Origin of the sequence: Acidocella sp. KAb 2-4 (assembly GCF_020567705.1) — a bacterium.
Lineage (GTDB): Bacteria > Pseudomonadota > Alphaproteobacteria > Acetobacterales > Acetobacteraceae > Acidocella.
This window is the reverse complement of sequence record NZ_JAJDJU010000004.1, coordinates 24,677-37,224: the sequence shown is the minus strand read 5'-3', so window position 1 is coordinate 37,224 and position 12,548 is coordinate 24,677. Positions and strand designations below refer to the sequence as shown.

The 12,548-nt window shown below is 68.3% G+C and carries 9 protein-coding genes; 4 read left to right on the top strand and 5 right to left on the bottom strand.

Features of this window, described 5'->3' with window-relative positions:
* Position 1 precedes the first annotated feature (1 nt).
* A complete protein-coding gene (locus LI953_RS04335; protein WP_227074807.1) occupies positions 2-994 on the bottom strand; it encodes a glycosyltransferase in 993 nt (330 codons plus the stop codon).
* A gap of 14 nt (positions 995-1,008) precedes the next feature.
* The gene (locus tag LI953_RS04330) at positions 1,009-1,941 is read right to left on the bottom strand and encodes a glycosyltransferase family 25 protein (protein WP_227074806.1); all 933 of its coding nucleotides are present in this window, start codon (positions 1,939-1,941) and stop codon (positions 1,009-1,011) included.
* Between the two features lie 324 nt (positions 1,942-2,265).
* On the opposite strand from LI953_RS04330, the gene LI953_RS04325 reads away from it, so the two are divergent.
* Positions 2,266-3,084 carry a universal stress protein gene (locus LI953_RS04325; protein WP_227074805.1) on the top strand — a complete coding sequence of 273 codons (819 nt, stop codon included), beginning with the start codon at positions 2,266-2,268 and terminating at the stop codon, positions 3,082-3,084.
* Between the two features lie 7 nt (positions 3,085-3,091).
* Here LI953_RS04325 and recQ read toward each other — a convergent pair whose 3' ends face one another.
* Positions 3,092-4,933, bottom strand: a complete 1,842-nt coding sequence (recQ, locus tag LI953_RS04320) for a DNA helicase RecQ (RefSeq protein WP_227074804.1) — start codon at positions 4,931-4,933, stop codon at positions 3,092-3,094.
* 89 nt (positions 4,934-5,022) lie between these two features.
* Between recQ and LI953_RS04315 the strand changes: the two genes are divergently transcribed.
* The 3 genes from LI953_RS04315 to LI953_RS04305 are packed head-to-tail and all read left to right on the top strand — an operon-like array spanning position 5,023 to position 10,408.
* Entirely contained in the window at positions 5,023-6,330 is a 1,308-nt protein-coding gene (locus LI953_RS04315) for a TolC family protein (protein WP_227074803.1), read from the top strand.
* On the top strand, positions 6,327-7,367 hold the full coding sequence (locus LI953_RS04310; protein ID WP_227074802.1) for an efflux RND transporter periplasmic adaptor subunit: 1,041 nt from the start codon (positions 6,327-6,329) through the stop codon (positions 7,365-7,367). The genes LI953_RS04315 and LI953_RS04310 overlap by 4 nt, the downstream gene beginning before the upstream one ends.
* Complete coding sequence (locus LI953_RS04305) at positions 7,367-10,408, top strand: efflux RND transporter permease subunit (RefSeq protein WP_227074801.1); 3,042 nt, start codon at positions 7,367-7,369, stop codon at positions 10,406-10,408. Before LI953_RS04310 ends, LI953_RS04305 begins: the two co-directional genes overlap by 1 nt.
* A 57-nt stretch (positions 10,409-10,465) precedes the next feature.
* Here LI953_RS04305 and LI953_RS04300 read toward each other — a convergent pair whose 3' ends face one another.
* Together LI953_RS04300 and LI953_RS04295 are read right to left on the bottom strand one after the other, a co-directional pair.
* Entirely contained in the window at positions 10,466-11,524 is a 1,059-nt protein-coding gene (locus LI953_RS04300; RefSeq protein ID WP_227074800.1) for a DMT family transporter, read from the bottom strand.
* Positions 11,525-11,564: 40 nt separating this feature from the next.
* Positions 11,565-12,545, bottom strand: coding sequence for a cation diffusion facilitator family transporter (locus tag LI953_RS04295; protein WP_227074799.1), 981 nt, complete (start codon positions 12,543-12,545; stop codon positions 11,565-11,567).
* Between the last annotated feature and the right edge of the window lie 3 nt (positions 12,546-12,548).

The following is a 12,548-nucleotide window of genomic DNA, read 5'->3' as shown; positions in this document are numbered from 1 at the left end:
TTCACGCTGCCGGGCTGGGGGAGGGGAAGGGGTGCGCCTGCTCCGCCGTGACGGGCGGACGCAGGCTGAGCCGGATCGGGTTGGTGGCGCGAAACGGCGCGCAGACAATGGCCTCGCCACGTTCATCCGGCCCCAGCAGGCCGGCGAGCGCGCGCAGCCGCCCGGCCAGCGCCCCCGCGCGCACTCCCAGCCCGCCATGGCGCGCGGCCCAGGACCAAGCCCGCCCGCTCACCCGGCGCATACCGTAGCGGCGCAGCTCAGGCGGCAGTTCGGGGTGCTGGCGCAGGAAGCGCATCACCGCCAAATTCACGTCGTGCAATATCTGCGCTTCATTGCCCGAGAGCCGGTCCGGCGCCTCCTGCGGCGCGAAGAAGATCGTGTTGTCGAGCATCACGAAATCGGCTGCCGCGGCGAGGCGCAATTCGAAGGAGTAATCCTGGATGAAGACGCCGAAATCGCTGCCCCCGGCGGCCCGCACGGTTTCGGCGCGGGCCAGCCAGGCGGTGGGGTTGGTACGGGCGGAATGCAGCGACAGCCGCAGCGAACCGGTTTCTGCATGGGCGCGCAGCGGTGTGGCGGGGGTTGTCAGCACGGCCTCGGGCACGTCTTGCCCCGGCTGATAGCGGCGCATCTTTCTCATATCGCCAAAGGCCACGGAACGTCCGGTGGTCTCGATCGCCTCCAGCAGATAGGCGGTGGCCCAGGGGGCGAGCATGTCGTCGCCATCCACCGGCTTGATGAAATCGCCCGCGCAGCGCGCCAACCCCGCATTGGTGGCGGCGGCTGGCCCGGCATTGGCCTGCTCGATGATCGTCACATTCGCCCACCCAGCGGTCATCGCGCGCAAGAGCGGCACGGTGTCGTCGGTCGAGCCGTCATCGACGAAGATCATCTCCCGCCGGAAATCCCCCTCCTGGCGCGCCAGCCCGGCGAGCAGATAAGGCAGGAAATTCCGCTTATTGTAGAGGGTGACGACGTAGGAGACGAGGCGCATGCAAATCCGGACGGTCAGTTTCCGCCTTCTGTGGACCGCCGCTGCCCGGTTTGGCAAGATAGCCGCCGGCGCAGGCGCAGATGGTCGGACAGGGCGTGACCATAATAAAAGCCGCGCTTGAGGAGGTTTTGCGTTAGCCGCAGAGCGAAGCTGGCCACCGGATAGAGCGCGCGCTCCAGCCCTTTGGTCTTGGGGCCGCGCTCGAAGCGCGCATCGCCGATATCGGAGCCGAGCTGCTTGTCCTGCCAGGCCAGCCCTGGCCACACGGTCAGCGCCTCCAGCCCGGTTTTCCAGGGTTGGCCCATCAGCGTGTCGATCGGCGTGCCGGTGTAGCGCAACTGGCGCAGCAGCTTGCGCGCGCCGGCGGGGCTGATCAGGTAAGCATGCGCCTCGCCCGGCGTGGTGGAGAGGCGGGTGAGCCAATAGCCCGCCGCGAGCGGCAGCAATTTCCGCTGCAATCGTTTGGCGTGTTTCTCATCGCCAAAAAAGCGCACCAATTCCCAGTCATCCGGCGTGGCCATCAGGGCGCGGATGACGGCGGGGAAATCATCGCCCAGCTGTACGTCATCCTCCAGGATCAGCCAGGGTGTGTCATCCGCCGCCACGCGCGCGATGGCGTGTTTGTGTGACAGCAGGCAGGCGATCTCGCCAGGGTAGAGATCCTTACCCATGAAAATCCGCCGCTTGCGGCCGTTGTAAACCGCGCGGTCGGCGGCGGTCAGGGTCAGGCCGTCCACCGCGTCCATGAACTCGAACGCCAAGCCCAGATCCTCAAGCCGGGCGCGCAGCGTGGCGCGGCGCACGCCGGCGCGGGCGAGGCTGATGATCAGGATGGGCGGAAAAGCGGGTTGTGGCGGCAGGGTGGACGCCCCCTCAGGGCTTGGCGCAACGAGGTCTTGTCGCGTCTGTTGTCCGCTCCTATCGAGGCGGGCGGTTATGAAGCTCATAGACCGGCACTCCGGAAGTCAGTGCATTACCCCTCGATTTCCGGGGACAGATATAACACTCATATCGTAACGTGGGATGAATGTCCACGAAGCGGGTCGTGAACACTTGCTTACACTAAGTTTATTTTGTTTATAGTTTATTGCTTTTGCGGCGTATTTGGCGCGGCCGATCTGGGCCTGCAGGCCAGATTGCGTCATTCAAATGACCATACAGCCAAAGATATAGGCTGAGTTTCGGGCAAAATTGGGGCGGCAAGGGTAGTGTCGCGCTGGCCGGTGTAGGGGTCTATATCTCCGCGCGGATGCCGGAGCGGGAGGCGGGCCATGTCCAATGTCGTGTTGGCGGTTTTGACGAGGGTGGAGACCGCGCCGGTGGTGCTGGCGGCGGCGGCGCGGCTGGCTGCGCTCGCGGGCGGCGCCAGAATCGAGGCGCTGGTGATGCGCCAGCCGCCGCTATCGACGATCCTGGTTACCGAGGAGATTTTGACCGCGGAGCAGGAGCAGCGCATCCGCGAACAGGAAAACCAGCGGGCCACGGCGCTGCACGGGGTGTTCGCGGCCTGGGCCGCCGGGCAGCCCAGCGGCGATGGCGCGCCACGCTGGATCAACGAGGAGGGGGCGGCCGAGGCGCTGGTCAAACGTTGGGGCGCGCGCGCGGATTATATCGTCGTCGCCCAGCCGCCGGCGCAGGGCAGTCACGGCGAGCATGACGCGCTGCATGCCGCGCTGTTCAGTTCGGAGCGCCCGGTGCTGATGGTGCCGCCCGGCGCGCGGACGGATTTCGGCAAGACCGTCGCGGTGGCGTGGCGCGATGACAAATTCACGCTGCACGCGGTGATGGAGGCGCTGCACTGCGTCCCGAAAGTGGCGGCGGTGCATGTGCTCATGGGCCGGCGGGCGGGCGCGGCGGCGCCGCGAATCCCCGATGTGCTGCTTGAGCATGGGGTGGAGGTGAGCGGGCATGAGCTGCCGGTGGGGACGGCGGTGTTCGGCGCCCAGCTGCTGGCCAAGGCGCATGAGGTGAATGCCGATTTGCTGGTGATGGGCGCGTTTGTCCACCAAGCCTGGCGCAGCCTGCTGTTTGGCGGCGTGACCCGCTACATGCTCGCCCATGCCGACCTGCCCGTGCTCATGCGCCACTAAGCGGCGCTCAGCCGGCGATGATGCCCAGGATCGCCGCGCCGTAGCGTTCGATCTTGGAGGCACCGATGCCGGGGATGCGGGCCAGTTCGGCGGTGCTGGCGGGGCGCGCGGCGGCGATGGCGGCCAGCGTCGCGTCGTGGAAGATGACATAGGCGGGCACGTTCTGCGCCTTGGCGAGGCGGGCGCGCTCGGCGCGCAGCGCCTCGAACAGCGCCTGATCTGCCGCCGCCACCTCCAGCCGCTCGGCTTTCTTCTTCAGCAGGGTGCGGGCGCTACCGCTGGCGGTTTCGCGGCGCAGGCGCACGCTCTCCTTGCCGCGCAAAATCGCCTCGCCCGCGGGGGTGAGACAGAGCGCGCCGTAATTCTCGTGATCGACCTCCAGCGCCCCGCGCACGATGAGCTGGCGGAACACCGAGGCCCAGCCCTTGCGGTCGAGCTCGGTGCCGACGCCGAAGGTCGGCAGCTGATCATGCTCGAAGCGCTCGATCTTCTCGGTCTTCACGCCCAGCAGCAAATCGGTGAGATGGCCGACGCCGAAGCGCTGGCGCGTGCGCCACACCGCCGAGAGCGCCTTTTGCGCCGCGATCGTGCCATCCCAGGTTTCGGCCGGGGTGAGGCAGTTGTCGCAATTGCCGCAGGGCTGGGCCAGGGTTTCGCCGAAATGCGCGAGGATCGCCTGGCGCCGGCAGGTGACGGTCTCGCACACGCCGAGCAGCGCATCGAGCTTGGCGCGTTCGAGCTGCTTGATCTCCACGGGCGCGCCGCTCTGCTCGATCATGCCCCGGCGCAGGACCAGATCCTGCATGCCGTAGAGCAGCAGCGTCTCTGCGGGCAGGCCGTCGCGCCCGGCGCGGCCCGTCTCCTGGTAGAAGGCTTCCAGGCTGGCGGGCAGGTCGAGATGCGCGACGAAGCGGACATCGGGCTTGTCGATGCCCATGCCGAAGGCGACGGTGGCGACCAGCACCAGCCCTTCCTCGGTGGTCAGGAAGGCGTCCTGGTTGGCGGCGCGCGTCTCGGGCGCCAGCTTGGCGTGATAGGGCAGGGCCTTGATGCCGTGCGCGTTCAGCGCCGCCGCCGTCTGCTCCACAGTGTTGCGGCTGAGGCAATAGACAATGCCGCTCTCGCCCTCATGCGCGCGCAGGAAGGTGAGCAGCTGGCGCAGCGGCGCCTCCTTGCGCAGCACGGCGTAGCGGATATTCGGGCGGTCGAAGCTGGAGAGGAACAGCCGCGCGTCGTCCAGCGCCAGGCGGTGGGCGATGTCCTGGCGGGTCTGCGGGTCGGCGGTGGCGGTGAGGGCGATGCGCGGCACGCCGGGGAAGCGCGCCCCCAGCTGCGCCAGCTCCAGATATTCGGGGCGGAAATCATGGCCCCATTGGCTGACGCAATGGGCTTCGTCGATGGCGAAGAGCGCGATCTCGGCGCCGTCCAGCATCTCCAGGAAATCCGGCATCAATAGCCGCTCGGGGGCGGCGTAGAGCAGCTTCAGCCGCCCGGCGCGCAGATCGGCGCGCACCTTCGCCCGCTCGGGGCCGGTGAGGCTGGAGTTGAGCGCCGCCGCCGCCACGCCGAGCTGGCGCAGCGCCGCCACCTGGTCGCGCATTAGCGCGATCAGCGGCGAGACGACGATGCCAATGCCGGGCCGGCACAGGGCGGGTAGTTGGTAGCACAGCGATTTGCCGCCGCCCGTGGGCATCAGCACGACCGCATCGCCGCCGGCGATGACATGCGAGACCACGTCTTCCTGCTGCCCGCGAAACGCGCTGTAGCCGAACAGGCGATGCAGCGCCTCGGCGGGGTCGATGGCGCGATCGGGCCGGTGGCGAGGGGTGTCTGGCGGTAAATGGCCCATGCCCCTCGTATAAGTCGCGGGGCGGGTTGCGCAATGGCCGGGGGCGGGTGATTTTGACAGCGGCGAGGTCAGCCGCTAGGCCTTCGGCCATGCGTTTAATCTCCGCGCGCGGCCTCTCGGTGTTGGCGGTCTGCACGGCACTCGCCGGATGCGCCGCTTATCACCCCGCCCCTTTGCCCTCCACCCCGTCTTTGGCGCCGTCGCTCTCGTCATCCACGCCCCTCGGCCTCACCGAGGTCGCGGCCCTGGCCGTGCAGCGCGACCCTGATCTGGTGGCGGCTCGGGCGCAGCGCGGCATCGCCGAGGCGCAATTGCTGGCCGCGGGCACGCCGCCCGACCCGTCCATCAGCGGCGGGTTCGCCGCTCTGTTGAGCGGCCCGGCGACGATGTCGGCCATCTCCGGCAGCCTGGTGCAGGACATCTCGGCGCTGATCACGTATGTGCCGGAAAAGGCCGCCGCCAGGGCCGGGCTGGCCCAGGTGGATGCGGGGATTTTGTGGCAGGAATGGCAAGTGGCGGCGCAGGCCGAGCAGCTCTGCGTGGCGCTGACGAGCGACCGCGCCACCCTGGCCAGCCTGCGGGACGACGAGGCGGCGCTCTCCGGGCTCGATCGCGCGACGCAGGCGCAGATGGCGGCGGGCAACCTCACCCTGGCCGAGACATCCACCAGCGCCGCCGCGCTGGCCGTGGTGCAGAGCGCGCTGGATGCCGCCAGCCAGGGCTATGCCCGGGATCTTGACCAGCTGGACGCGCTGCTCGGCCTTGCGCCCGGCGTGGAGGTGAATCTGGTGCCGCCGCGGCTCTCGCCTGTGCCCGTGGATGTCGCGCAACGCGCCATCGCCACCCTGCCGGAGCGCCGCCCGGACCTGATCGCCCTGCGCTACGGCTACACCCAGGCTGATGAGAAGCTGCGCGCCGCCATCTGGAGCCAGTTTCTGCCGGTCAGCCTGGGCGCCTCGGGCGGGCGGGATACCTCGGGCGTGGTGAGCGCCGGGCCGCAGGTCACGCTCACCTTGCCATTGTTCAACCGCAACCGCCCCGCCATCGCCGCCGCCGAGGCGACGCGCGGCGCCCTGCGCGCCCAATATGCCGCTAGCCTGGACAGCGCCGCGGCGGGCGCCGAGGCGCTGGTGCAGGAGATCACCTTGTTGCGCGGCCAGGCCGAGGCGGCTGACGCGGCGGCGGCGCAGGCGCAATCCGCCGCTGCCGACGCGCGCCGCGCTTTTGCCGCCGGAGCGCTGAATGCGCGGACCGAGACCGATCTGATCACCGCCGCCGGGGAGCGCACGCGCACGGCCATCTCCCTGCGCGCGCAAGTGCAGACCGCCGAACTCTCTCTCGCCACCCTGCTCGGCCTTGGCCTGCCGCCGATCAGCCCCCAGGAGCCAACCCGATGAAACGCCTTTTGCTCGCCGCCGCCATCGGGCTCGCGGCGCTCATCCTGTTTCTGCTGCTGCGCGGCGGTCCCGCCCCGCAATCCGCCGCCACCCCGAGCGTCGCGGTGCAGACAATGACGCTGACCCGCACGACGGTGCCGAATCTGGTTGAGGCCTATGGCAGCGTGGTGGGCGGACCGGCGGAGCGGGAGGTCGTCCTGCCCGCTGCTGGCCTCGTGGAGCGGCTGCTGGTCGTCCCGGGGGAGCGCGTGGATGCCGGGCAGCTGCTGGCGCATATCGCGCCGGACGCACAATCGGTGGCGGAGCTGCGCAAGGCTGAAGACGCGGTGAGCGCGGCCCAGGCGGCGCGGACGCATATTGCCGCGCTGCTCGTCTCGCATCTCGCCACCACCGCCGACCTCGCCGCCGCGGATCAGGCGCTGCGTGATGCCCAGGCCCAGCTCGCGGCGCTGCGCCAGTCGGGCACTGGCGCGGCGCGTGACGTGACCGCGCCCATGGCCGGGGTGATCACCGCCGTGCTGGTGGCGCAGGGCAGCGCGCAGCCGGTTGGCGCCTCGCTGTTCCGCCTTGCCGATGCCGCGCACCTCGCCGCGCAGCTGGGCGTGCCGGAGGGGCAGGCGGCTGGCATCGCACCCGGGGCGGCGGCCACGCTCACGCTGCTCGATAGCGGCGCCACTGTGACGGGTGTGGTGAGCGCCCGGGCGGATATGCTCGACCCGCAGACCGGGCTGATCGACATCACCCTGGCCCTGGACGGCAAGGCGGCCATCGGCGAGCCGGTGCGGGCGGCGCTGCCGGCCGGTAACCTAACCGGCTACGCCGTGCCGCGCGATGCCGTACAAAACGACCAGGACGGGAACTACGTGTTCCAGGTGGGCGCCGATCATCTGGCGCACCGCGCCAATGTGCAGATCCTGGGCCAGTCTGGCGCCCAGACGGTGCTGGCCCCCACGCTTAACCCGGCTCTGCCGCTCATCACCAGCGGCGCCTATGAGCTCTCGGATGGGATGGCGGTGCGCGAAGCGGGGCAGAACTAATGTTCCTTGCCTGGCTGGAGAAACACCGGCGCTTCGTGCTGATGCTGGCGGCCGCTCTGGCGCTTGGCGGCATCGCCGCCGCCGTACTGCTGCCCATCGGGCTTTACCCCGAGGCCAATTTCCCGCGCGTGCGCATCACCGTGGACACGGGCAGCCAGCCCGCCGCGCAGATGGTGCAGCAGGTGACCCAGCCGATCGAACAGGTGGCGCGGGCGGTGCCGGGGGTGGTTGACGTTACCTCCACAACGTCGCGCGGCTCGGCGCAGATCATCATCAACTTCGCCTGGGGCTCGAACATGACGGCCGCCACGCTGGGCGTGAATGCCGCCGTGGCGCAGCTTCTCCCCGTTTTGCCAGCCAGCATCTCCTACACCGTGCTGCGCATGGACCCCACGGTGTTTCCGTTCATGGCCTTCGCGCTCACCTCGTCCGATGTGCCGCCGGTGACCTTGCAGGACATTGCCAAGCTTCGTCTAGTGCCGCAGCTCTCCGCGGTTGCGGGGGTTGCGCGCGTGCAGGTGCAGGGCGGCGGCACCGGTGAGATCGAGGTGCGCGCCGACCCGGCACGGCTGGCGGCTTACCACGTCACGCTCGATGAGCTTTCTAAAGCGATCACCCAGGCCGATACGCTGCAATCGGTGGGGCAGTTGCAGGACCACAACCTGCTCTACCTGCTGATGGCGAGCAATCCGCTCACCGGGGTCAGCGACGTGAAGAACGTCGTCGTGCGCGGCGGCCCGAAGGGCGTGGTGCGCGTGGGCGATGTGGCGCAGGTGAGCCTGGGTGCCGAGCCGCGGCTTTTCTCCGTCTCCGCCGATGGCAAGCAGGCGGTGACGCTGATGCTCTTTCAGCAACCGGGCAGTAACATGGTGTCCATCGCCCACCGCGCGGCGGCGGCGCTGCAAGCCTATCGGCCGGATCTGCCGCCCGGTGTGACATTGAGCACATGGTATGACCAGAGCACGCTGGTGCTGGCCGCCGCGAGTTCTGTGCGCGATGCCATCGTGATCGGCGTGATCCTGGCGGCGCTGGTGCTGCTGGCTTTCCTGCGCAGTTTCAGGGTCACGCTGCTGGCCATGCTGATCGTACCCGCCTCCCTCGCCGTTGCGGTGCTGGTGCTGTTCCTGCTCGGCATGAGCTTCAATATCATGACATTGGGCGGGTTGGCGGCCTCGGTCGGGCTGGTGATCGACGATGTGATCGTGATGATCGAGCATATCGCCCGGCGCAGCGCCGCTGAGACCGGACCGGCGCGCAGCTGGGTGCTGCGCGCGGGCGCCGAGTTTTTACGCCCGCTCACCTTCTCATCCGCGGCCACGCTCGTCGTGTTCGCGCCGCTTGGTTTTCTCTCCGGCGTCACCGGCACGTTCTTCAAGGCGCTGTCCATCACCATGGCGGCGACGCTGGCGGCCTCCTGGGCGCTCACCGCCTTCGCCGTGCCGCTGTTGGCCGAGACGCTGGTGGATTTCTCCGCCTTCCACGATCCCGAGGCCGCGCATGCGAGCAAACTCGTCACGATGCATCACCACCTGCTGCGCAATTTGTTTCGGCGCCCGCTCTGGCTGGCCGTGGCGGGTGTGGTGTTGCTGCTGCTTGGCGGCTTTTCGCTCACGCGCGTGGCCACCGGCTTCATGCCCCATATCGATGAGGGCGGCTTCGTGCTGGATTATCAGACCGAGCCCGGTACCTCGCTGACCGAGACCGCGCGCGAGATCGGCCAGGTGGAGGAAATTTTGCGCGCCGATCCGGCGGTGGCGAGTTTCTCCACCCGCATCGGCGCCGGTTTCGGCGGCGACATGGCCGAGCCAAATACCGGCGATATCGTCGTGCGGCTGAAACCCCTCAACCAGCGCGCCGCCATCGGCACGGTAATGGACCGGATCGGCAATGAGGTGGCGCTCAAGGTGCCGGGGGTGGATACCGATATCCATCAGCTCATCGGCGACGAGCTGGGTGACCTGACCGGCGTGCCGCAGCCGATCGAGATCAAGCTCGCCGGCGCCGACCCCGCCGAACTCGCCAACACCGCCCAGCGCGTGGCGGATGCCATCTCCGGCATCAAGGGGGTGAATTCGGTGATCAACGGCATCACCCCGGCGGGGGATGCCATTGACATCAATGTGGACCCGGCGCGCGCCGCAATGAAGGGGTTGGACCCGGCTGCCGTGGCGGCGCAGGTGCAAACGGCGATGGCGGGCAGCATCGTGGGGGAGACGCAGGGCGTGGTTCCCGCGCGCGCCATCCGCGTGCGCCTCAGCCCAGGGATGGTCACCAACACTGACGATTTGGGCGCGCTGCCGATCGCCACGCCCTCCGGCGCGCTGGTGCCGCTCGGGCAGATCGCCAGCTTCACGGTCGAGCAGGGGCAGCCGGAGATCACCCGCGAAAACCTGCAGCAGGTCGTGAATGTGACCGCGCGTCTGAACGGGCGCGGTTTGAGCGCCGGCATTGCCGACGTGAAGACGGCGCTGGGCAAACCCGGCGTGCTGGGGCCGGGCGTAACCTACACGCTTGGCGGTGTGTATGCGCAGCAGCAGCAGGCTTTCGCGGGGCTGGCGCGTGTGTTCATCGCGGCGCTCGCGGCGGAGTTTTTGCTGCTGCTGTTCCTCTATGAGCGGTTCAGCTGGGTGTTGGCGATCATGGGCACATCGCTGCTCTCGACCACGGCGGTGTTCACGGGGCTTTATGTCACCGGCATCGAACTGAACATCACGGCGCTCATGGGCATGGTGATGATTGTCGGCATCGCGACCGAGATGGCGATCTTTTATGTCTCCGAATTCGTGCATCTGCATGAGAGCTTACCCTTACGCGAAGCCCTGGTCGCGGCCTCCACCAACCGTCTGCGCCCCATCGCCATGACCACGCTGGCCGCCATCCTCACCCTGCTGCCGCTGGCGCTCGATCTCGGCCAGGGGGCGGGGATGCAGCAGCCGCTGGCCGTGGCGATCATCGCCGGTCTGCTGGTGCAGTTTCCGCTTGTGCTGCTCGCCTTGCCCGTGGTGCTCGCCCTGCTCACAAAAGTAAGCGCTGGGCGGTAATGGGCTGGCGGAGGCATCCGGAGGCTTGATCTGACCGCGCGTTGACGAAAGGGGGACCTATCGGGGCGTGCGTTTGTGCGTATGCCGGTGGTGCAGGTCTGGGTAATGCGCGTGCTTGTGCACCAGACGCGCGTGCCGGTGGCGGTGTGAGTGCGGTTCGCCCGGCGGCGCGTCCGCGCTGTGCTCGTGCTGGTGGTGTTCGTCGTGGCTGTGGCGGTGCTCGTGCTCCAGTTCCTCATGCTCATGCTCGTGCTCGTGCCGTTCCGCCAGATGCAGCCAGAGGCCGAGGCCCATGAGCGCCCCCGAGACCAGCAGCCTGGCGGATAATGGCTCGCCAAGGAACGCAACCGCGATCATGGCGCCTACGAAGGGGGCGAGGGAGAAATACGCGCCGGTGCGGGCCGTGCCGAGGTGGCGGAGCGCCAGCACGAACAGCACCAGGCTTACCCCGTAACCAAGGAAGCCAACCAGACCGGCCGCCACGAGCAGCCCCGGCGCGGGAAAATGCCCGCCCGCGGCAAGCGCCAGCGCCACGTTCATCGCCCCGGCGACCAGCCCTTTCAGCATCGCGATCTGCACCGGGTCGGCTGAGGAGAGTTTGCGGGTGAGGTTGTTGTCGATCCCCCAGCAGATACAGGCGCCGGCGATCAGGGCGGCGCCGAAATCCAGGCTCGCCCGCCCCTGCCAGGACAGCAGCCCCGCGCCAGCAAGGATCGCGAATGCACCGAGCAGTAGGCGCCGGTCCACGTTCTCCCGGAAGGCGACCCAGGCGATGCCCATGGTGGCTAATCCCTCCAGGTTCAGCAGCAGCGAGGCGCTGGCCGCACCGGTGTGGGACAGACCGAACATGAGTAGGAGCGGGCCGGCAAGGCCGCCGGAGAGGATCACCAGCCCGAGCCAGGGCAGGTCCGCGCGCCGCAGCGGCGCCTCTGTTGCCGGACGACGCAGCATCGTGCGGGATGCGTGGATGGACGCGAGGCCAAGACCAGCCCCCAAATAGAGCAGCCCGGCCATCATCCAGGGGCTCACCGCCCCGAGCAGGAGCTTGGCGAACGGGGTGCTGGCGCCGAACAGTACGGCCGAGAGAAGGGCGAGCAAGATGCCAGTGCGGGACATGGCACCGCCCCAACCCGGCAAGCCCTGGCCGCCGCCAGATTCAGATGACATGGTCAGGCCGCAGCTCGCAGGTCTCTGCTGTCTCCGCGGTCTCAAACTGAATTGTCGAGTGGCCGATGGCGAACCGCTCCCACATGTCCTCGGTGATACGTGGCAGGAGCATCTGCGTGTCGCCCCCTTTGGCGTGGACGAGATGGACCGTGAGCGCCACATCCGTTGTGCTGAGCCCCCAGATGTGGAGGTCATGTATAGCCTCGACACCGGGCAGCGCCCGCAAATATGCCTCTACCGCGAAGCGGTCGATCCCCGTGGGGATAGCATCCAGCGACAGATTCACGGCGTCTCGCAGCAGCGACCAGGTGCCCGCGACAATTACCGCGCTGATGACGAGGCTAACCACAGGATCGATCCACTCCCGTCCCGTCCACACGATCAGCGCGCCGGCGGCCACCGTGCCCGCCGCCACCAGGGCGTCGGACGCCATGTGGAAGAACGCGCCCCTGACGTTCAGGTCGCCCTTGCGTCCGGACATGAACAGCAGCGCCGTGGCGCCATTGATGACGATGCCGATCGCCGCCACCACCATGATGATAAGGCCGCCTGGATGCCCCGGCTCTGCCAGCCTCCGGAGGGCCTCCCAAACGATGCCGCCGGTGACGACCAGCAGCAGCACGGCATTGGCCAGAGCCGCGAGGATTGAAGATCGGCGAAGGCCATAGGTGTATCTGCCCGAGGGCAACCGGCGGCTTAGCAGCGTCGCCGTCCAGCCTCCTGCCAGCCCGAGCACATCGCCGAGATTGTGCCCGGCATCGGCAAGCAGGGCGAGAGAGTGGCCAGCCACACCGTAGAAGGCCTCCGTCACCACATAGGCGAGATTAAGAGCAAGGCCGATGGCGAAAGCCCGGCCATAATTCGCGGGCGCATGGCTGTGGCCGCCAATTCCATGATGATGGCCGCCGTGGTCATGATCGTGGTCATGGTCGTGATCATGGTGGTGCGTCGACGATGGTTCGCGGTGCATGGT